Annotated in this window: 17 protein-coding genes, 1 rRNA gene and 1 riboswitch; of the genes, 4 read left to right on the top strand and 14 right to left on the bottom strand. The window is 69.9% G+C overall.

Translation table 11 applies throughout. The annotated features are described in order from the left end of the window. Nucleotides 1-36 precede the first annotated feature (36 nt). Nucleotides 37-846, top strand: a complete 810-nt coding sequence (locus ACIP94_RS26075) for a PhzF family phenazine biosynthesis protein (RefSeq protein ID WP_402430324.1) — start codon at nucleotides 37-39, stop codon at nucleotides 844-846. Between the two features lie 15 nt (nucleotides 847-861). On the opposite strand, the gene ACIP94_RS26070 is transcribed toward ACIP94_RS26075, so the two are convergent. Both ACIP94_RS26070 and ACIP94_RS26065 read right to left on the bottom strand, forming a co-directional pair. After that, on the bottom strand, nucleotides 862-1,662 hold the full coding sequence (locus ACIP94_RS26070; RefSeq protein WP_402430321.1) for a CPBP family intramembrane glutamic endopeptidase: 801 nt from the start codon (nucleotides 1,660-1,662) through the stop codon (nucleotides 862-864). Between the two features lie 243 nt (nucleotides 1,663-1,905). Continuing rightward, nucleotides 1,906-3,423, bottom strand: coding sequence for a glutamate-cysteine ligase family protein (locus ACIP94_RS26065; RefSeq protein WP_402430319.1), 1,518 nt, complete (start codon nucleotides 3,421-3,423; stop codon nucleotides 1,906-1,908). A gap of 549 nt (nucleotides 3,424-3,972) precedes the next feature. Here ACIP94_RS26065 and ACIP94_RS26060 point away from each other — a divergent pair. Beyond that, nucleotides 3,973-4,557: a hypothetical protein gene (locus ACIP94_RS26060; RefSeq protein ID WP_402430316.1), complete on the top strand. Its 585-nt coding sequence runs from the start codon at nucleotides 3,973-3,975 to the stop codon at nucleotides 4,555-4,557. Between the two features lie 429 nt (nucleotides 4,558-4,986). Next, nucleotides 4,987-5,193: a DUF5999 family protein gene (locus ACIP94_RS26055; RefSeq protein ID WP_200423537.1), complete on the top strand. Its 207-nt coding sequence runs from the start codon at nucleotides 4,987-4,989 to the stop codon at nucleotides 5,191-5,193. Nucleotides 5,194-5,335: 142 nt separating this feature from the next. Here ACIP94_RS26055 and gcvP read toward each other — a convergent pair whose 3' ends face one another. Then, a complete protein-coding gene (gene gcvP, locus ACIP94_RS26050) occupies nucleotides 5,336-8,221 on the bottom strand; it encodes an aminomethyl-transferring glycine dehydrogenase (protein WP_402430312.1) in 2,886 nt (961 codons plus the stop codon). A gap of 177 nt (nucleotides 8,222-8,398) precedes the next feature. Beyond that, a riboswitch (glycine riboswitch) is annotated at nucleotides 8,399-8,494 on the bottom strand. A gap of 114 nt (nucleotides 8,495-8,608) precedes the next feature. Here gcvP and ACIP94_RS26045 point away from each other — a divergent pair. Further along, entirely contained in the window at nucleotides 8,609-8,980 is a 372-nt protein-coding gene (locus tag ACIP94_RS26045; RefSeq protein WP_402430309.1) for a PRC-barrel domain-containing protein, read from the top strand. 479 nt (nucleotides 8,981-9,459) lie between these two features. Here the strand turns inward: ACIP94_RS26045 and ACIP94_RS26040 are convergent, their stop codons facing one another. The 11 genes from ACIP94_RS26040 to rrf all read right to left on the bottom strand — a co-directional run. Next, complete coding sequence (locus ACIP94_RS26040; RefSeq protein WP_402430306.1) at nucleotides 9,460-10,992, bottom strand: DNA polymerase IV; 1,533 nt, start codon at nucleotides 10,990-10,992, stop codon at nucleotides 9,460-9,462. Nucleotides 10,993-11,046: 54 nt separating this feature from the next. After that, nucleotides 11,047-11,721 (bottom strand): MerR family transcriptional regulator, encoded by a 675-nt coding sequence (locus ACIP94_RS26035; protein WP_402430303.1) that lies wholly within the window; start codon nucleotides 11,719-11,721, stop codon nucleotides 11,047-11,049. 513 nt (nucleotides 11,722-12,234) lie between these two features. Then, nucleotides 12,235-12,708, bottom strand: coding sequence for a bifunctional nuclease family protein (locus ACIP94_RS26030; protein ID WP_004002801.1), 474 nt, complete (start codon nucleotides 12,706-12,708; stop codon nucleotides 12,235-12,237). Between the two features lie 84 nt (nucleotides 12,709-12,792). Next, nucleotides 12,793-13,548 (bottom strand): MerR family transcriptional regulator, encoded by a 756-nt coding sequence (locus ACIP94_RS26025; RefSeq protein ID WP_402430300.1) that lies wholly within the window; start codon nucleotides 13,546-13,548, stop codon nucleotides 12,793-12,795. Nucleotides 13,549-13,593: 45 nt separating this feature from the next. Next, entirely contained in the window at nucleotides 13,594-14,466 is an 873-nt protein-coding gene (locus ACIP94_RS26020; RefSeq protein ID WP_402430297.1) for an FHA domain-containing protein, read from the bottom strand. 61 nt (nucleotides 14,467-14,527) lie between these two features. Beyond that, nucleotides 14,528-15,484, bottom strand: coding sequence for a DUF881 domain-containing protein (locus ACIP94_RS26015; protein ID WP_402430294.1), 957 nt, complete (start codon nucleotides 15,482-15,484; stop codon nucleotides 14,528-14,530). Nucleotides 15,485-15,489: 5 nt separating this feature from the next. Continuing rightward, nucleotides 15,490-15,822, bottom strand: a complete 333-nt coding sequence (locus ACIP94_RS26010; protein ID WP_019708255.1) for a small basic family protein — start codon at nucleotides 15,820-15,822, stop codon at nucleotides 15,490-15,492. Continuing rightward, nucleotides 15,819-16,649, bottom strand: coding sequence for a DUF881 domain-containing protein (locus ACIP94_RS26005; protein WP_402430291.1), 831 nt, complete (start codon nucleotides 16,647-16,649; stop codon nucleotides 15,819-15,821). Before ACIP94_RS26005 ends, ACIP94_RS26010 begins: the two co-directional genes overlap by 4 nt. Nucleotides 16,650-16,815: 166 nt before the next feature. After that, nucleotides 16,816-19,311 carry a sugar phosphate nucleotidyltransferase gene (locus ACIP94_RS26000; protein ID WP_402430288.1) on the bottom strand — a complete coding sequence of 832 codons (2,496 nt, stop codon included), beginning with the start codon at nucleotides 19,309-19,311 and terminating at the stop codon, nucleotides 16,816-16,818. Between the two features lie 113 nt (nucleotides 19,312-19,424). Beyond that, nucleotides 19,425-20,033, bottom strand: a complete 609-nt coding sequence (locus ACIP94_RS25995; protein WP_402430285.1) for a CDP-alcohol phosphatidyltransferase family protein — start codon at nucleotides 20,031-20,033, stop codon at nucleotides 19,425-19,427. Between the two features lie 143 nt (nucleotides 20,034-20,176). Further along, nucleotides 20,177-20,271, bottom strand: a 5S ribosomal RNA gene (gene rrf / locus ACIP94_RS25990); the annotation flags it as partial.

The raw sequence follows: 20,271 nt of genomic DNA, 5'->3' as shown, positions 1-20,271 counted from the left end.
TGGGCCGGCCCGTCCGGCGGGGTCTACCGTCGGCCCATGCGGATTCGAATCGTGGACGCCTTCACCGACCGCCCCTTCACCGGCAACCCGGCCGGTGTCCTCCTTCTCGACGCGTTCCCGGGGGACGACTGGCTCCAGAGCGTGGCGCGCGAGGTCAACCACGCCGAGACCGCGTTCGCCCACCGGCTTCCCGACGGCGACGAGGCCGACTGGGCGCTGCGCTGGTTCACGCCCGCCACCGAGGTCGCCCTGTGCGGCCACGCGACCCTCGCCACCGCCCATGTGCTGCACTCCACGGGCACCCACGAGGGCCCCGTGCGCTTCGCCACCCGCAGTGGCGTACTGAGCGCCACGCCGCACGAGGATGGTTCCATCACGCTGGACTTCCCCACCGCTCCGCTCACCCGTGCCGAGATCCCCGAGGGTCTCGCCGACGCCCTCGGCGCGGAGCCCCTCACCGCGTTCGACACCGGCCCGGGCGTCGGCGACCTGATCGTCGAACTGGCCGACGAGCGGTCCGTGCTCGGCCTCTCCCCCGACCTCAGGGCGCTCGGCCGCCACTCCGAGCGAGGGGTCATCGCGACCGCCCGCGCCGAGGATCCCTCCCGGGGATACGACTTCGTCTCCCGCTGCTTCTTCCCGAACGTCGGCATCGACGAGGACCCCGTCACCGGCAGCGCCCACACGGCCCTGGCCCCCTACTGGTCCGAGCGGCTCGGCCACCCTGACCTCATCGGTCTTCAGGCCTCATCACGCTCGGGCCGCGTCCGCACCGCACTCCGCGGCGACCGGACCCTGCTCACCGGGCATGCGGTCACCGTCATCGAGGGCGAACTGCTCGGCTGACGCCGCGGTCACCCCTCACGCCGTGGGCAGCCAGCCCACCTTGCCCGCCAGCAGCGCGTACCCGACGAACGCCCCGATGTCGAGCAGCGAGTGAGCCACCACCAGGGGCCCGACCCGTCCCCAGCGCCGGTAGAGGAGGACGAACACCACGCCCATCACCATGTTGCCCAGGAACCCGCCGATGCCCTGGTAGAGGTGGTAAGAGCCGCGCAGCACCGAGCTGGCCACCAGGGCCGTACCGGGGGTCCAGCCCAGCCGGCCGAGGCGGCGCAGCAGATAGCCGACGACGATCACCTCTTCCAGGACCGCGTTCTGCACCGCCGACAGGACCAGCACCGGGAACTTCCACCACACGTCGGGCAGCGCCTCCGGCACCACCGTGAGGTTGGCGCCGAAACCCCGGGCGGCCAGGTAGAACGCGATGCCGGCGGAACCGATCACCGCGGCGATCACCGCCCCGCGCCCGAGGTCCGGCCACGGCCGTGTGCGGTCGAAGCCGAGCGTGCGCAGCGACGCGCCCTCGCGCAGCAGGAAGTGCGCGACGAGCGCGACCGGCACGAGGGCCGTCGCGATACCGAAGAGCTGCCAGGCGAGATCGAGCCAGGGGCGGCCTGGTGCGGCCGAGGCATTGAGGGTGGCCGCCTGGTCCCTGAGACCCCCCGGCTTGGTGACCGAGCCGACAAAACTGATCAGCGCGGACACTCCGCTCGCGCCGAGCGAGAGCGCCAGCACCAGCAGCGTCTCGTCACGGAGCATCCGTCGCGTCGGCTGCTCCGCCGGATAAGAATCGGCCACCGAGCCTGCCTCTACCTGCACTCCCGCCTCCTGTTGCGCCATGAGCGATCCCGCCGCGTCCCATCTTCGCCCCGTCAGGGTCTCGAATGAAGTTACGAAGATCGTGCGCGACAGGCCGAGGAGGCGGATACCGTGCGGAACACGGGCGCCGTAGCCGGCGCCTCTCCCCTCCGCTCTGCCATACGGCTGCTGCACGGCACAGGCTCAACAGGGATCAACAAGGAGGACACAGTTGGGAGGCAGGCAAAGGACGGCAGGCGCCGCTCAGCCCAGCAGCACCGGTTCCGGTAACCCGACCGGCCAGGTGTGCACCGGCTCGCCCAGGCGCATCAGCTCACCGTAGCGCCGGGTCGTCGCCGCGAGCGCGGCGCCCCGGTCGAGCCCCTGCTCCAGAGCCCGGTGGAAGGTGGCGGACTGCCAGGTCGCGCCATTGGCCCTCCGCCGGCACCGCTCCTCGATCACCCCCAGGTACAGGTCCCGGTCGGCCGGTTCGACACCCCATGCGTCGAGCCCCGCCTCGGCGAGCGGCAGCAGTTCGTCGCGCACCAGGTCCACGGCATCCACCTCGGCGATCCCGCCGTACCGCCCGCGGCGCGGCCACCTCAGACGTGCCTCGATGCCATAGCGGCAGGCGTTGTCGAAGTTGGCGGCGGCGTCCTCGAACGGCAGCCGCGCCCACACCGGCCGCGCGTCCTCGGCGAGGGCGCGGACGACGCCGTAGTAGAAGGCCGCGTTGGCGACCACATCGACGACGGTGGGTCCGGCCGGCAGCACCCGGTTCTCCACCCGCAGGTGCGGCACGCCGTCGGCGATCCCGTACACCGGCCGGTTCCAGCGGTACACCGTGCCGTTGTGCAGGACGAGTTCGGCGAGCTTGGGTGTGCCGCCCTCATCGAGGACGCGCAAGGGGTCCTCGTCGTCGCAGATGGGCAGCAGCGCCGGGAAGTAGCGCAGGTTCTCCTCGAACAGCTCGTAGGCCGAGGTGATCCAGCGCTCGCCGAACCAGGTCCGCGGTCGCACCCCCTGCGCCTGGAGTTCGGGCGGCCGGGTGTCGGTGGACTGCTGGAACAGCGGCGGACGGGACTCGCGCCACAGCTCACGCCCGAACAGAAACGGCGAGTTGGCGCCGAGTGCGATCTGCGCCGCCGCGACCGCCTGCGCGGCGTTCCACACGTCGGCGAAGCGCGCCGGGGTCACCTGGAGGTGCAACTGGACCGAGGTGCAGGCGGCTTCGGGCGCGATCGAGCGGGAGGTGCACACGAGCCGCTCCACCCCCTCGATGTCGAGGGTGAAGTCCTCGCCGCGGGCGGCCACGATCTGGTCGTTGAGCAGGGTGTACCGGTCGACGGCGGAGAGGTTGGAGGAGACCAGGTCGTCGCGGTCGAGCGTCGGCAGAATACCGATCATCACGATGCCGGCGTCGACCTCGTTCGCCTTCCGGTCGGCATAGGCCAGCGAGGTGCGCAACTCCTCGGCGAGCCGGTCGAATACCCTGCCGCCCAGCCGGTGTGGAGCTATGTTGACCTCTAGATTGAACATGGCGAGTTCCGTTTGGAAATCTCGACTGGCAATCCTTTCAAGCACTTGCGCGTTCATCATTCTCGGCATGCCGTCCGGTCCGGCGAGATTCAATTCGATCTCCAGACCCATGAGGTTCTTCGGCCGATCGAACCTCTCCTCCTCCAGCAGTCGCACAAGTCCCGTCAGACACTGCCTGAGCTTGTCTCGGTAGCGCTGACGATCGGACAGGTCGAACACCCCTGCCACGACCTTCTCTCCCATCGAGTACGTCCCTCCTAGGATGGGCAGGCCGACGTCCCGGCCGCTGCTGTCCCGGGTCACGGTGGATGATGCCCCGGCAACGCGATCGATAACGCCCCCGCGTGCGGCCACCACCCGCTAGGCTGGTGGGCGGTGACTCCGGGCACATTCCCCAGGCATGCGGCGGTATGCATTTTCGGGGCGCAACCACCTCGTAAAAAACGTCGACGAGAACCAGCCGACCGTTACGCACGAGCAATCCGAGGTCGCGCCTGGTGCGCCCGCTCGATATCGGGACGAATCCCGCTAATCAGCGACCGGATATCCTCTTGTTCGTCACCCGCGGGACGACTAGACGAAACATTGCATGAACATGTGTCGTATAAACTTTGCGCACGGGGCAGAGAGAGTTGGCGCGCGCGGTCGTGAGCCCTGTCGTCAAAGCGCCTCCATTCGTCCGGGCACCGTTCCCCCGCTCCTCTGACCCCGAGAGCTGACAGCGACGTCCGCCCGCCCCTTCCCGCACCGCCCCCCGCGCCACTGTGCCTGTCGAATGAGAGGCGACCCATCATGCTGCTGCATGTCCCCCCGGCACCCCCGCCCGCTCTCCGCTCCGTCCTCACGGCACTCGGTTCCCCCACCGCGGTCCAGGAGGCTCGTACCCCGTCCCTGCGAGCCGCCCAGGGACCCGTGACCCCCGAACTCCCGCTGCCCGTGCACGTACTGGACGGAATCACCCCCACGGGCGAGTGGGCCACCCGGCTCGCGGGGTGGCGCTTCCTCATTCGCTGCGGGGACCGCGCCGTCGCCGCCGCCGAGACCATGCTCACCCCCGACGGCTGGGCGTTCTCGCACTTCTTCGAAGGCCCCTACATCGCCGCCACCGAACGCGCCCTGCGCCAGGCGGAGACGGCGACCCAGCCCTGCCAGGCCCGGCTGCTGTCCGTGCCGAAGCTCTACATGCTCACACTGTGGCTGCACGGCGACTGCTCCGCCGACGGCGCGTCGGGGTCCCTGGCCGCGACCGATCTCCTCGTTCCGCTCGCCCCGGCCCCGCCCGGCATAGCGGCCCACCGTCCGCACCGCGTCGCCGACCTCCTGCCGGTGCTCACCCTGCGGATGACGCCGGCCCCGCTGCTCGGCTCGCCCGCATAGGCGCACACCCCCGTCCCCGCCCCGTGCCCCGCCGCCGGAAACGGCTGCGGGGCACCGGTCGTGCGCGTGTGTTCCGTGGGCGCCTGTTCCGTGCGCGCGCCGACGCACCCCCGCGCCCCTCGCTCGTTCGTGCCCCACCTTGCTCGTACGAGGGGAAAAGCGCGGGCCGACCTGCACGGACTAGCCCCTTCCGGCCATCACAAACCATCCGAAGAGACGGGGGAGTTGGGCTGAACCGTCCGCTTGGGTGACGCGTCATGAACCTGTGAGAACCGGTACAGCGAAATGCCTGCGGATTGACGGCCGTAGGGCAACACTGGGTCCGGAACGTATCGCCGACGGGGGGCGGCCATGAACGACACGACGAGCCGCAGGACAGACACGACAGCCATCTCACCCATCACGACACAGCGAAAGATCCCATCCACCATGTGCCAGCACCAGCCACCGTGCCCGACCGCCGAATCCGCCGACCGGGAGTCCGCCCGTCTCGTGGCGCACCACCCGGAGCAAGGATGGAGCCTGCTGTGCAACGGCGTTCTGCTCTTCGAGGACACCGGTGAGCTTCTGCCCGACGGCCAGATCATCGCCCCGCACCGCCCACTGGGCATCGACCAGGTGATGACGGCCGCCTGAGCGGCGCACAAGGGGCACTCGCTGCCCCGTGACACGAGGGGCACTCGCTGCCCCCGACACGGCGGGCAGAGGCTGCCCGCGACACGAGGGGCCGGCCGGAGACAGACGCCCCGAACCGGCCCCGACGCATGTCCTACGCCGATTACTCCTCGTAAGCGTCCAGCGGCGGGCAGGAGCAGACCAGGTTGCGGTCGCCGAAAGCCTGGTCGATGCGGCGCACCGGCGGCCAGTACTTGTCCGCGGCCGACACGCCGGCCGGGAAGACGGCCTCCTCGCGCGTGTACGCGTGCTCCCACGTGCCGCCGAGCGCCGCAGCGGTGTGCGGGGCGCCCCGAAGCGGGTTGTCCTCGGCGGGCCACTGGCCCGAGCCGACCTTCTCGATCTCTGCACGGATGGCGATCATCGCGTCGCAGAACCGGTCGAGTTCGGTGAGGTCCTCGGACTCGGTCGGCTCGATCATCAGTGTGCCGGCCACCGGGAACGACATGGTCGGCGCGTGGAAGCCGTAGTCGATCAGCCGCTTGGCGACATCGTCGACGCTCACGCCGGTCGCCTTGGTCAGCGGGCGCAGGTCGATGATGCACTCGTGCGCGACCAGGCCGCCCGGGCCGGTGTAGAGGACCGGGTAGTGCGGCTCCAGACGCTTGGCGACGTAGTTGGCGGAGAGCACCGCCATCTGCGTGGCCCGCTTGAGGCCCTCGCCGCCCATCAGCCGGACATACGCCCACGAGATCGGCAGGATGCCCGCCGAGCCCCACGGGGCCGCCGAGATCGGGCCGACGCCCGTCTCCGGGCCGGCCGCGGGCTGCAGCGGGTGGTTCGGCAGGTACGGCGCCAGGTGCGCCCGCACGCCCACCGGGCCGACACCGGGGCCGCCGCCCCCGTGCGGGATGCAGAACGTCTTGTGCAGGTTGAGGTGCGAGACGTCGCCGCCGAAGTGGCCCGGCTTGGCGAGACCGACCAGGGCGTTGAGGTTGGCGCCGTCGACGTACACCTGACCGCCGGCCTCGTGCACGGCGGCGCAGATGTCGGCGACGTGCTCCTCGAACACACCGTGGGTGGACGGGTAGGTGATCATCAGCACCGCCAGCTCGTCGCGGTACTGCTCGATCTTGGCGCGCAGGTCCTCGACGTCGATCTCGCCGTCCTCCGCGGTCTTCACGACGACGACCGTCATACCGGCCATGACGGCGCTGGCGGCGTTGGTGCCGTGCGCGGACGACGGGATGAGGCACACGGTGCGCTGCTCGTCGCCGTTGGCACGGTGGTAGCCGCGCACCGCGAGCAGACCCGCCAGCTCACCCTGCGAACCGGCGTTGGGCTGGAGGGAGACCTTGTCGTAGCCGGTCACCTCGGCGAGCCGCTGCTCCAGCTCGCCGATGAGCGTGAGGTAGCCCTGCACCTGCTCCGCGGGCGCGAAGGGGTGCAGCTGACCGAACTCCGGCCAGGTGACCGGCTCCATCTCGGTGGTCGCGTTGAGCTTCATGGTGCAGGAGCCCAGCGGGATCATGCCCCGGTCGAGCGCGTAGTCGCGGTCGGCCAGCCGGCGCAGATAGCGCAGCATCGCGGTCTCCGAACGGTGCTGGTGGAAGACCGGGTGCGTGAGGTAGGCGTCGGTGCGCAGCAGCGCCTGCGGCAGCGCGTCCTCGGTCGTCGCGTCCAGCGCCGCGACATCGCCCTCGACGCCGAACGCGGTCCAGACGGCAGCGAGCTGGGCCCGTCCGGTCGTCTCGTCACACGCGATCGACACCTGGTCGGCGTCGACGAGGCGCAGGTTCACCCCCCGCTCGCGGGCGGCGGTGACGACCGCGTCGGCCCGGCCCGGAACCCGCACGGTCAGGGTGTCGAAGTAGGAACCGTGGACGACCTCGACCCCGCCGGCGGTGAGCCCCGCGGCCAGGATCGCGGCGTACCGGTGCGTGCGCCGGGCGATGGTGCGCAGGCCCTCGGACCCGTGGTAGACGGCGTACATCCCGGCCATCACCGCGAGCAGCACCTGGGCGGTGCAGATGTTGCTGGTCGCCTTCTCACGGCGGATGTGCTGCTCCCGCGTCTGCAGCGCCAGCCGGTACGCCTTGTGGCCGTCCGCGTCCACGGAGACGCCCACGAGCCGGCCCGGCAGGCTCCGGGCGAACTTCTCGTGCACGGCCATGTAGCCGGCGTGCGGGCCGCCGAAGCCCATCGGCACACCGAAGCGCTGGGTGGTGCCGACGGCGATGTCGGCGCCCAGCGCGCCGGGGGAGGTCAGCAGCGTGAGCGCGAGCAGGTCGGCGGCGACGGTGACGACCGCGCCCAGCCTGTGGGCCTGCTCGATGACCGGCTTGATGTCGCGTACGGCACCGGAGGCACCCGGGTACTGGATCAGTACGCCGTTGATCTCGCGCTCGGCGACCTCGGCCGGGATGCCGTCGCCGAGGTCGGCGACGACGACCTCGACCCCGGTGGGCTCGGCACGGGTCTGGATCACGGCGATGGTCTGCGGCAGCGCGTCCGCGTCGACCAGGAACAGGCCCTTCTTGTTCTTGCCCATGCGCCGGGACAGCGCCATCGCCTCGGCGGCGGCAGTGCCCTCGTCGAGCAGGGAGGCACCGGAGGTCGGCAGGCCGGTGAGGTCGGCGACCATGGTCTGGAAGTTCAGCAGCGCCTCGAGCCGGCCTTGCGAGATCTCCGGCTGGTAGGGGGTGTACGCGGTGTACCAGGCCGGGTTCTCCATCACGTTCCGGAGGATCACCGGCGGCGTGAAGGTGCCGTAGTACCCGAGACCGATCATGGAGTCGAGGACCTGGTTGCGGTCGGCCAGCGAGCGCAGCTCGGCCAGTACCTCTGCCTCGGTGCGCGCGCCCGGCAGGTCCAGGGCGTCGGCGTTCTTGATCACATCGGGGACCGCGGTGGCCGTGAGCTCGTCGAGCGAGCCGTAGCCGACCTGCGCGAGCATCTTGGCCCGCGCCTCCTGGTCGGGCCCGATATGGCGCTGCTCGAAGGGCGTTCCCTGCTCGAGCTCGGAGAGCGGAATGCGATGGGCGGTCATTGCGGAGGCCTCCTGGTCTGACGCGACCTTCGGGGGGCACCTCGGCGCGGGTACCCCAACGGCCTCCCCCTCTGTCATCTCGACCTGAGAGCTTCACCGGTCCGCCCGAAGGCGCTCCGGTTTTCACCGTCGGTGAGAGCGGGAGCCGTCGACACCCGCCCTGCTTTCCAGAGTGACCTCGTCCGTGCGGTACGTGTGCCTGAGAGATTCCGGGGAGGGTTTGCTCCTTCGGCGCCTCCGGATCACTCCGAAGGACTCTCCCGCACGGGGTCAACAGCCGCTTGCCAGACTACCAGCGGGGACAACAAGACATCCTTCGAGTGGCCGCCGTGCCGAATGTGCTCTTTTGTAGTGCTGACGGATGTGTTGCGACCAGTTGGAGGGACCGTGCAGACCGATATCGATCCGCGGAATCTAATCGGCCGCAAGGCGTTCGACCGCAATGGCGTCAAGATCGGCACGATCGACGAGGTCTACCTCGACGACGCGACCGGGGTACCGGAGTGGGCGGCCATACGGACGGGTCTGTTCAGCAGGGACGCGTTCGTGCCGCTGGAACCCAGCCGGCTGGTCGAGGGTGTGCTCTACGTGCCCTTCGAGCGTGCGCTGATCAAAGAGGCACCCGACTTCGGGGTCGGGCGGCACCTCTCCCCCGAACAGGAGCTTCAGCTCTACCACCACTACGGCCTCGACGTGGCCCCGCCGCCTCCGCCGCCGGACCGCGACTTCGGGCACCTGGCGAAGCCCGACGGGGCCTGAGAGCGGGGCGCCTCGGGCCCGGTCCTGGGCACCTGTCGCCCCCTGGACCGACGGCTACCGGGCCATCGGCGCCGCGCCGGGCCATCGGCGCCGCGCCGGGCCATCGGCGCCACGTCGGGCCATCGGCGCCACGTCGGGCCATCGGCAGCCGCATGCCGCGCCGCACGTCGGGGCCGTCACACCCCCGACACGCCACCTCCCCGACGCCATACACCCCGCCGGCTTTCATGCGGCCGGCGCCACGCCGGACCGAGCGGCACGCTCCTTCCCGGGGCGCGCTTCCCAGGTCTCGCCCGTGCAGCACCCGTCGGTGGCCCGTGGGACCGGACCGTCCGGCCTCGACCGCCCGACGGCCCCGCCAGGGCCCGACGCCCATGGGCGCCCTCACGCCCTGCTGCTCTCCGGCATGGCCACGCCCCGTTGCTCCCCGGCATGGTCACGCCCTCGACGCCGTAATGGCCCGCCGCCCGTCCGGGCCGTCACGCCCCGCTGCCGGCCGGCGTAGACCGCGGCTCGGCGGCCTCGAATCCCGCCTCACCGGCCTCGGGGCTCTCTTCGGCGGCCTCGGGGCTCTCGTCGGCGGCCTCGGATACTGTCTCGGGGCTCTCTTCGGCGGCCCCGGATACCGCCTCGGCCTCGGCTCCTGCCTCCGCGGCCTCGAGTCTTCGTGGCACCAGGGGCAGCGGATCCGCCGGCTCCAGCCGGGGGTCGTCGGTGCGGAACGTCCGCACGCGCCCCGGCCCCGAGTCAGGCGTCTCGAACCGTATCGTCACCCTGCCCAGCCCGCTGCCCTGCACCCAGCCAGGCCCGTGCTCGGTGTGCCGCACATCCTGCCCAGCGCGCCAGACCCGCTCGGCGGGCACCGTCGACTCCTCCTCGGGGGACTCGGTGACGGCCTCCGCCTCCGGATGCTCCTCGGCCTCCGTCTCCCCGGCCGCCAGATGCGCCTGGGCGAACAGGTCCTCCTGTGTGAAGTCGGCGAGCCCGCTGACGCCGACGCCGAGCAGCCGGACCCCACCGGTGGTGTCCACGGACTCCAGCAGCCGCGCGGCCGCCTCGCGCACCACCCCGGGGTCGTCCGTCGGTCCGCGCAGGGTCTCGGAGCGGGTCAGGGTCGAGAAGTCGTATCTGCGCACCTTCAGCACGATGGTCCGTCCCGACAGCCCGGCGTCCCTCAGCCGTCGCACACAACGGTCCGCGAGCCGCCGCACCTCAAGACCGACCCGGACCCGGTCGTGGATGTCGACGTCATACGTGTCCTCGACCGAGATCGACTTGGCCTCCCGCTCCGCGACGACGGGCCGCTCGTCCCGGGCCAGAGCCATGGCGTACAGCGCCTGCCCATGGGCCTTGCCCAGCAGCCTGACCAGCTCGTCCTCGCCCGCCTCGGCGATCTCGTCGACCGTGGTGATCCCGGCCCGCCGCAGATGGTCCCCGGTGGCGGGCCCGACCCCGGGCAGCGTGCGCACCGACATCGGGCCGAGCAGCGCCCGCTCGGTGCCCGGCGGGATCAGCACCAGGCCGTCCGGCTTGGCCTGCTCGGAGGCGATCTTGGCGAGCATCTTGGAGGCGGCGAGTCCCACCGAGCCCGTCAGACCCGTGACCGACCGGATGTCCGCGCGCACCCTGACTCCCACGAGCCGCGCCGACTCCTCGTCCCAGGCCGCTCTCCCGGCCTCCAGGTCGACGAACGCCTCATCGAGGCTCAGCGGCTCCACCAGGGGCGACAGGGCCCTCAGCAGCCCCATGACCTGCTCGCTGATCTGCCGGTAGAACCCGAAGCGGGGCGTGAGATACGCGGCGTTCGGCGCGAGCCGCCTCGCCTGGGCCATCGGCATCGCCGAGTGCACTCCGAACACGCGTGCCTCGTATGACGCCGTCGCCACGACCCCGCGAGGCCCCAGCCCGCCCACGACGACGGCCTTCCCGCGCAGGCTCGGCTTGGATGCCTGCTCCGCCGAGGCGTAGAAGGCATCCATGTCGAGATGCAGGATCGTGGGCGCGGTTCTCACATCTCCGATGCTGCCCTACGCCACTGACAATGCGACCGGTCGTCGCCTCACGTGTCAGACGGCCCGGTTGCGGCGCCGCGCCAGCTCGTCCGTCGGGTTGTGGCCGACGATGGTCTCCCCGGTGTCGACGCGCTCCCCGTGCAGCTGAGACAGGGCGCTCTCCACGTCCCGCCACACGACGCCCACGGCGATGCCGAAGATGCCCTGTCCGCCCTGGAGCAGCGCGTGGACCTCGTCCGGCGAGGTGCACTCGTAGACCGTCGCGCCGTCGCTCATCAACGTCATCCGCTCCAGGTCGCGGAAGCCGCGCTCCCTGAGGTGCTGGACGGCGGTCCGGATGTTCTGCAGGGATACACCGGTGTCGAGGAAACGCTTGACGATCTTGAGGACGACGACATCCCGGAAGCTGTACAGGCGCTGCGTCCCGGACCCATAGGCGGGCCGCACACTCGGTTCGACGAGGCCCGTTCTGGCCCAGTAGTCGAGCTGCCGGTAGGTGATCCCCGCTGCGGCGCACGCCGTAGGGCCGCGATAGCCGATGTCCTCGGAGGCCACCCCTGCGTCGCCCGGCACGGCCGTCGGCCGCTGGGAGGCGGAGCCGGCCGCGTCGCCGTGATGGGGGCGGGCCCCGCTCGAGCGGAGCCGAGAGCCCGGGGGAGGGTACGGGCCGCTCTCTCCCAGACTGCGTCCGGGAGCCCCCCCTGCCGTACCGCCGCCGCTGCTTCTCACGCCGACCTCCGTCCTTGACCTGCCTTCTCGACGGTAGGCAGTCACCAGGGGTGCGTCAACGATCGCCACACTCGGCACGCCGAGTGATAATCACCCTAGGAGTGGTTTCCCGTGCCCCGCCGCGGGGAAAGGCTAGCCGAATGCTCTTGCGGCGGACCGTGAGACGTCGTACGGATCATCGACCGGAGCCGTGTGGACCGGACATTCGGCGTCCGGCATCCGGCTTCACGGCTCATCGCCGAGCGTCCGGCTTCACGGCGCGGCCCCGGCGCTCTCCGTGCCCGGTCCCCCGCACACGACGCGATGTCGGTGCGGCCGACCGCTCAGGCCCCTCGCCCCACGGCCTCCGTCGTTGATCGCGCGGTGGCCCCGCGCCCTGCGGGAACCCGAGCCACCCGGGCCCGCTCACCGAAGCGGGCTTGAGCCTGAGCGCCCGGTGACCCCGAGGCGCCGTAAGCGTGCCGCAACCGCCCCTCGGCCCCGCAAACCCGTCCGACGCGCCCCGGGGGCCCGTCACTGGCTGCTCGTACCGAAGTCCTCGGGAGAGATCTGGTCGAGGAACTCGCGGAACTTCTCGACCTCGTCCTCCTGCTCGTCCGGGATCGCGATACCCGCGTCGTCCAGCACCCCGTCACTGCCATAGATCGGCGTCCCGGTGCGCAGGGCAAGCGCTATGGCATCGGAGGGGCGGGCGCTCACCTCGACGCCGCTGGCGAAGACCAGCTCGGCGTAGAAGACGCCTTCACGCAGATCCGTGATGCGTACTTCCGTGAGCTCCTGGCCGACGGCTTCCAGCACGTCCTTGAACAGGTCGTGCGTCAGCGGTCGCGCGGGGGCCATGCCCTGCTGGGCGAACGCGATCGCCGTCGCCTCCCCGGGGCCGATCCAGATGGGGAGGTAACGGTCGCCTCCCACTTCACGCAGGAGCACGATCGGTTGGTTGGAGGGCATCTCGACCCGGACACCTACGACATCGAGCTCGTTCACACAGCAACCCTAGGCCGTGGTCGGGATGTTTGGGTAGTCGGGCACAGATCGGCGGCCCGATCCGCCGACCGCGAACGCTCCGGTTCAGGGCAGCCGAACGCCCAGCGCGGTCTGTACCAGCGCCGCGTGCAGCTTCACCGCCAGCCCGGCCAGCTCCTTCGTACGGGCTTCGGCGTGCGCCCTGGTCTGCGGATTGCGATGGCGCCGCAACGGGGCCACCACCTGGTCCACCAGACCCGCCTCGCGGTCCGCGGCGGCCTTCATCACCCGCAGATGGCGCGGCTCGATGCCATGCCGGCCCAGTTCGGCCAGCAGAGTGGCCACCGTGACGGCCTCCGCATCGTAGATCCCCTCCATCAGGGGCGTGACCAGGCCGTATGACTCCCACTCCGCGAGCTGCTCGGCGCTGATTCCGGTCGCCGTCATCAGCTCGTCGCGGTCGATCCGCGGGGCCGGGGCGGCCTCGGGCTCGCCGAGGAGCTCCTCCAGCAGTTCCCCGTCACCGGCATCACGCGGACGGCCCAGGGACGGCAACCGCACCTCTTCGCCCCTCTCCAGGGCGTCCAGATGCTCACGGATGACCTTGAGCGGCAGATAGTGGTCCCGCTGCATCCTCAGCACATGACCGAGGCGCTCGACATCATGTGCGCTGAACTTGCGATACCCCGAGGGGGCGCGCTGCGGTTCGATGAGCCCTTCCGACTCCAGGAAGCGGATCTTGGAGACGGTGACTTCGGGGAATTCCTCGCGCAGCACGTTCAGCACGGTGCCGATGCTCATCAGCCCGCGGTCCGGGGCGGCGGTGCCACGGTCGGCACCGCCGCTCGGTGTGTGAAGCATGGGACCTTCCCTGGGGGACCCCCCGGACGGAGTCCGGGGGGAGGGTCAGACGCCCCGCTGGTTGGCGTAGAAGACCAGCCGGTACTTGCCGATCTGCACCTCGTCGCCGTTGTGGAGCAGGACCTGGTCGATGCGCTCACGGTTGACGTAGGTGCCGTTGAGGCTGCCGACGTCGGCGACCGAGAACGAACCGTCGGGGCCCCGGCGGAACTCCACATGGCGGCGCGACACCGTCACATCGTCCAGGAAGATGTCGCTCTGCGGATGACGCCCCGCCGTGGTCAGGTCGCTGTCCAGCAGGAAGCGGCTGCCCGAGTTGGGGCCACGGCGCACCACCAGCAGCGCCGAGCCGAACGGCAGCGCGTCGACCGCCGCCTGCGCCTCCGGGGAGAGCGTGGGCACGGCCGTCTGGCCGGTCGCCTCCGCGTCGTACGCCTCCAGACCGGAGATGGAGATCGTGGACGTGGTCTCGGACGCGCGCTCCGGAACCGCCCCGGGCCGAAGCGGCGCGCCGCAGTTGGAGCAGAAGCGGCTGTTCTCCGCGTTGCGGTGGCCGCACCTCGTACACACCAGGGCCGACATGCCCCCGAAACCTATGGGGCCGGACGCGCCAGGGTCAACAGACGGCGCGCCCTGGCCTCCCGAAATGTCACCACCCGGACCAGTGACCTGGTCCCGGAACAGGGGGCGCCGGCCCTCCGCGTCCTGCGACTGTGCGCGATGACGGGCGGACGCGTTGTCGCTGCCCTCTCGCGCGCTCTTGCCGAACAACTTCGCAAACAACTTCACGGGCGATTCCCCTTGACCGAAACAGACCCGCCCGTGGGGCAGGACGAACCCTGATTGCATACACCGGCCGACCCGGACATCCTCACAACGTCCGTATCCACCAAACAGTTTCCACCACGCACCACCCATTCGGTGCGCCGACCCCCCGCAACCTGATGCCCTCGTCGGATGGGCTCCATGCACCCCCGGTTCACTGGGAGGACGACCGAGCGTAGTCAGGCTGCTTCGCCGCCCGCAAGGCATCGACGACGATCTTGGTCGAACGCTCCACGGTGACCGTGGCCTGCTCCTTCTCGAGGGTCTGCACCACGCCTCCCGGGATGTTGAGCGCCGGCTCCAGGTCCTGCGGCTTGCCGATGACCTTGAAACGATAGGGCTGGGTGATCTTGTTCCCGTCGACGCTCACGCTCTTCCCGAAGTCCGACAGATAGGTGCTGGCGACGACCCGTACGCCGTTCACCTCTATGGCCTCCGCGCCGGCCGCGCGCAGCTCCTGGATCGAGTCGAGCAGCATGTCCGCCTGGACCGTTCCCTTCGTGTCCCCGATGGTCATCGTGATCCCGGGGCCCTGTGCCGCCACCGTGCCCGCAAGAATGCCGAGTTGCTTCTCCTTCTCGGCGGTCTGCTTGCGGGCCTCCTCGGCGCGGTTCGAGCTGTTCTCCAACTCGGCCCGTTGATCTTCGAGACCTTGCTTCTCGTCCTGAAGACGCTGAGTGCGGTCGTCCAGTTCATCGAGGATGCGCACAAGATCTTCCTGGCGCGCGCCGCGCAGGGCGCTGCTTCCGTCGCTGTTGGAGGCGACCTGCACGGCCAGGCCGAAGCCCAGGCCGAACAGCAGCAGCGCGACGATGAGTTGGGCCCGGGTGACCCTCGGCGGCCACACACCCTGCACCAGGCGCTGCCGTCCGGTCAGCGCGGCCGACTGCTCCTCGGCCCCCTCGTGCGCCTGCGCGGCCCCGGGAGCCGGCGCAGGGATCTCCTGAGGGAGTTCCCTGCGCAGCCGGTGCTCGGGCCCCTGCTCACGCCCGGGCTCGAGACCGCGCTCATGCTCGGGACCCCGCCCGCTCCCTGGGCCCTGCTCGTGCCGAGGCTCCTGCTCGTGCCCGGGCTCCTGCTCAGGCCTCGGAGTCGCGTCGTCGTTGCTCATCGGCCTCACGCCCGGAACACGTGCCGGCGGATCGCCGCGGCGTTGGAGAAGATCCGGATACCGAGGACGACCACGACACCGGTGGACAGCTGCGCGCCGACGCCCAACTTGTCGCCGAGGAACACGATCAGCGCCGCCACCACCACGTTCGACAGGAACGACACGACGAACACCTTGTCGTCGAAGATGCCGTCGAGCATGGCCCGCAGACCGCCGAACACGGCGTCCAGCGCCGCCACGACGGCGATCGGGAGATAAGGCTCGACGACCGCTGGAACCTCGGGCCGGACCAGCAGGCCGACCACGACTCCGACGACGAGGCCCAGTACGGCGATCACGATGTGCCCTTCCCTGTGCTCTGTTGTGCTGTACGTACGATCACGCTTGGTGCGGCGGGAAGCCGGACGTCGGCCTCGGTGGAGATGGCCGTCCGGATCCCGTAGTTCTGCTGCAGCGCATGCAGGTAGAGCCCGTCGGCGCTGTTCTGGAACCTGGTGCTGAGCCGCTGGCCGTCCCCCACCGCGAGCACCGTGTACGGCGGCACCAGCGGCCTGTTGTCCACCAGTATCGCGTCACCCGCGGCCCTGATCGCCGACAGGGACGTCAGCCGCTGTCCGTTGATCGCGATCGCCTCGGCCCCCGACTCCCACAGCCCGTTGACGACGCGCTGCATGTCACGGTCGCGTACGCGTCCGGTGTCGGAGAAACCGGAGGTCTCGCGAGGATTGCCGTCACCGCCCGTGGTGGCTTCCTTGGCGTCGTTCACGACGAGCTTCACGCCGGGGCCGTGCACGGCGACGGCCCCCGCCAGAATTCCCACGAGGTCGTTTCCGCCCCCGTCGTTCTTCAGGGCCGCACGCTGCCGCGCGCTCACGTCGTCCCTCAGATCGTCGACCGTGGCCTCGAGCTTGTCCGCGGCCGCGGTCTCCCGCTCGATGCGGTCGATCAGTTCCTGACGCTCCTTGGCTACCGTCGGGGCCGCGATACGGGCCTGCGCGGCCCCCACGGTCACCACGAGGGCGGCGAGCACCAGCCCGGCCGCAAGGCCCAGCTTCGCGCGCACCGTCCTGGGCATGCCGCCGGCGCCCTCGGCCTTCTTCCGGGCGGCGGCCTCGGCGTATCCGTCGTCGAGGCTGTGGTCCATGACGTTGGTGAGCAACGACATGGATGCGTCCGGACGCGAGGGTCGCGTGGCTGTGCTCCGAACGGGGGGCGGCTGCGGCATGCCGCACATCGTCGCACGTCGCGCGTGATACCTCCGAATGGCCCCACCGGCGTGCCGGACAGGCCCCCTTGGGGACACTTGTCCGGCACGCGCGCGGGGGGGTGTTTTATCGGCCGGCGCTGTCCACGACCGCCGACCACTCGTCCAGCAGGGCCTGCGCGGAAGCGTCGTCGGGGCCCTCGGCCCACAGATGCGTGACGGCCTCGGCGGGGTCGGGCAGCACCAGCACCCACCGCCCGTCCGCCTCCACGACCCGCACGCCGTCGGTCGTGTCGACGAAGCGGTCGCCGGCCGCCTCCACGACCCGGCGCATCACGAGCCCCTTGACGGCCCACGGCGTCGCCAGATCACGCTTGAGGACGTGCGCCCGCGGAATCCGCGCGTCGATCTGGCTGAGGGTGAGCTGTGTGCGGGCCACCAGCCCGATGAGCCGTACGAAGGCCGCCGTACCGTCGAAGACGCTGCTGAACTCCGGCACGATGAACCCACCGCGTCCGTCGCCGCCGAAGATGGTCGACTCGTCCCTGCCTACGCGGGTGAGGTCGTCGGGCGAGGTGGTGGTCCACTCGACCTGCGTCCCGTGGTACGCCGCCACCTGTTCGGCGATCCTCGTGGTGGTCACGGGCAGCGCCACCCGCCCGCTGCGCCGCTCGGCCGCCACCAGGTCGAGCATGACCAGCAGCGCCCGGTCGTCCTCGACGATCCTCCCCTTCTCGTCGACGAGCGACAGCCGCTCGCCCACGGGGTCGAACCGCACACCGAAGGCCGCCCGGGAGGACGCCACGATCTCGCCGAGCCGGACCAGCCCCGATCGCCGCGTTTCGGCGGACTCCGTGGGCCGGGACTCGTCGAGACCGGGGTTGATCGTCAGCGAGTCCACCCCCAGCTTGCCGAGCAGGCTGGGCAGGACGAGGCCGGCGCTGCCGTTGGAGGCGTCCACGACGACCTTGAGGCCCGACTCGGCGATCCCCGAGGTGTCGACGCTCCGCAGCAGCGAACCGGTGTACGAGTCGAAGACGCTGGACGGGAAGTACAGGTCCCCGATCTCACCGGGGAAGGCCCGTCGGTACTCCTGCCGCGCGAACACCCGGTCCAGCTTCCGCTGACCGGCCTGCGACAGGTCGGCGCCCTGTCCGTCGAAGAACATGATGTCGACGGAGTCCGGCACACCGGGAGACGTCCGGATCATGATCCCGCCCGCGCTGCCACGCGCGGTCTGCTGCCGGGCAACGGGCAGCGGTACGTTCTCCAGGTCGCGTACGTCGATGGCGCTGGCCTGGAGCGCGGAGATGACCGCACGCTTCAGCGCACGCGCACCACGGGAGTGGTCGCGGGCCGTGGTGACCGTGGACCCCTTCTTCAACGTGGTGGCATAGGCACCGGCCAGCCGAACCGCCAGCTCCGGGGTGATCTCCACGTTCAGGATCCCGGACACGCCACGGGCGCCGAACAGATGCGCCTGGCTCCGCGATTCCCAGATGACCGAGGTGTTGACGAACGCGCCGGCCTCGATGGTCTTGAACGGGTAGACCCGGACATTGCCCTGCACGATCGATTCTTCACCGATCAAGCATTCATCGCCGATGACGGCGCCGTCCTCGATCCGTGCCGCGCGCATGATGTCGGTGTTCTTTCCGACCACACAGCCCCGCAGATTGCTGTGCTGGCCGATGTACACGTTGTCGTGGACAACGGCCTTGTGCAGGAACGCCCCGCTCTTCACCACGACGTTCGAGCCGACGACGGTGTGCTCCCTGATCTCGGCGCCGGCCTCGACCTTGGCGTAGTCACCGATGTAGAGCGGACCACGCAGCACGGCGTCGGGGTGTACCTCCGCGCCTTCCGCCACCCAGACGCCGGGGGAGATCTCGAAGCCGTCGATCTCGACGTCGACCTTGCCCTCCAGGACGTCGGCCTGTGCCTTCACATAGCTCTCATGCGTGCCGACGTCCTCCCAGTAGCCCTCGGCGACATAGCCGTAGATCGGCTTGCCTTCCTTCATCAGCTGGGGAAAGACGTCGCCAGACCAGTCGACGGGAACGTCCGGCTCGACGTAGTCGAAGACCTCGGGCTCCATGACATAGATGCCCGTGTTCACGGTGTCGGAGAAGACCTGGCCCCAGGTCGGCTTCTCGAGGAAGCGCTCGACCTTGCCCTCTTCGTCGACGATCGTGATGCCGAATTCCAAGGGATTGGGCACACGGGTCAGACAGACGGTGACCAGAGCGCCCTTTTCCTTGTGGAAATTGATGAGATCGGTGAGGTCGAAGTCTGTCAGGGCGTCACCGGAGATGACGAGGAAGGCATCGTCCTTGAGTGCTTCCTCCGCGTTCTTGACGCTCCCGGCAGTACCGAGTGGCTTCTCCTCGTTGGCATATGTGAGCTCCATACCGAGCTCCTCGCCATCACCGAAGTAGTTCTTGACCAGTGAGGCCAGGAATTGAACTGTGACGACGGTCTCGTGGAGCCCATGCCTTTTGAGCAGCCTCAGCACATGCTCCATGATCGGCCGGTTCACCACCGGCAGGAGCGGCTTGGGCATGCTTGAGGTCATGGGGCGAAGGCGTGTGCCCTCGCCTCCGGCCATTACGACGGCCTTCATGTCGGAAGCGTCCTCCTCGAAGAGACGACGGTCCAGCCGACTTCACCCATCTGGATTGTCCCGCAGTTTCCCTGCGCGGGCCATCGATCCACGGGGGCCGCCAATCCGCGGGCTCAATCGGCCATGGCATCCGCTCGGACAAGGCGGCGGACCTGGACCACGTAGAGAACTCCTGCCCACCAATACAGGGTTGTACCCCACCCGGCGAACGCCCATCCGAAAATAGCAGCGAGTGACGCGATCCAACCGTGTCCGTCACTGAGAAGCAGCAGCGGGAAGGCATACATCAAGTTGAAGGTGGCGGCCTTCCCGAGGAAGTTCACCTGGGGCGGCGGGTACCCGTGTCGCCTGAGGATGCCCACCATCACCAGCAGGACCAGCTCGCGCGCCACCAGCACCCCGGTCAGCCACAGAGGCAGGATCCCGCGCCAGGTCAGGCCGACCAGCGTCGAGGCGATGTAGAGCCGGTCCGCCGCGGGGTCGAGGAGCCGGCCGAGGCTGCTGATCTGGTTCCAGCGCCGGGCGAGCTTGCCGTCCAGGTAGTCGCTGACGCCGCTCAGTACGAGCACGAGCAGCGCCCAGCCGTCGCTCTTGGGCCCGCCGAACTCGGGCCTGAGGATCAGCCACAGGAAGACGGGCACGCCGACGAGACGCGCCATACTGAGGATGTTCGGGATGGTGAGGACCCGATCTGTCTGGATACGGGTCTCCTGGACCTCCACCCGGGGGCCTCCTGCGGAAACGAGCCAACGATGCCCCCTGACCTTACCCGCCCGGTTCGCGTCGCGGTGCGGAGGGGTCGGCACATCGTCCTGAACGCAGAAAACCCCCGTGCTGAAAAGCACGGGGGTCTCCCTCACATTTTGTTCGGCGGCGTCCTACTCTCCCACAGGGTCCCCCCTGCAGTACCATCGGCGCTGTAAGGCTTAGCTTCCGGGTTCGGAATGTAACCGGGCGTTT

Source organism: Streptomyces sp. NPDC093261, from assembly GCF_044753645.1.
Lineage (GTDB): Bacteria > Actinomycetota > Actinomycetes > Streptomycetales > Streptomycetaceae > Streptomyces.
Note: the sequence above shows the minus strand (reverse complement) of the source record. Positions and strands in the feature narration are given on the sequence as shown.

Excerpts from the sequence above, each read along its gene's own strand:
- ACIP94_RS26060 (WP_402430316.1), top strand. The coding sequence starts at position 3,973 with ATGCTGCTGCATGTCCCCCCGGCACCCCCGCCCGCTCTCCGCTCCGTC.
- ACIP94_RS26025 (WP_402430300.1), bottom strand. The coding sequence starts at position 13,548 with ATGCTTCACACACCGAGCGGCGGTGCCGACCGTGGCACCGCCGCCCCG.
- ACIP94_RS26075 (WP_402430324.1), top strand. The coding sequence starts at position 37 with ATGCGGATTCGAATCGTGGACGCCTTCACCGACCGCCCCTTCACCGGC.
- gcvP (WP_402430312.1), bottom strand. The coding sequence starts at position 8,221 with ATGACCGCCCATCGCATTCCGCTCTCCGAGCTCGAGCAGGGAACGCCC.
- ACIP94_RS26065 (WP_402430319.1), bottom strand. The coding sequence starts at position 3,423 with ATGGGAGAGAAGGTCGTGGCAGGGGTGTTCGACCTGTCCGATCGTCAG.
- ACIP94_RS26020 (WP_402430297.1), bottom strand. The coding sequence starts at position 14,466 with ATGGGTGGTGCGTGGTGGAAACTGTTTGGTGGATACGGACGTTGTGAG.
- ACIP94_RS26000 (WP_402430288.1), bottom strand. The coding sequence starts at position 19,311 with ATGAAGGCCGTCGTAATGGCCGGAGGCGAGGGCACACGCCTTCGCCCC.
- ACIP94_RS26015 (WP_402430294.1), bottom strand. The coding sequence starts at position 15,484 with ATGAGCAACGACGACGCGACTCCGAGGCCTGAGCAGGAGCCCGGGCAC.
- ACIP94_RS26005 (WP_402430291.1), bottom strand. The coding sequence starts at position 16,649 with ATGTCGTTGCTCACCAACGTCATGGACCACAGCCTCGACGACGGATAC.
- ACIP94_RS26055 (WP_200423537.1), top strand. The coding sequence starts at position 4,987 with ATGTGCCAGCACCAGCCACCGTGCCCGACCGCCGAATCCGCCGACCGG.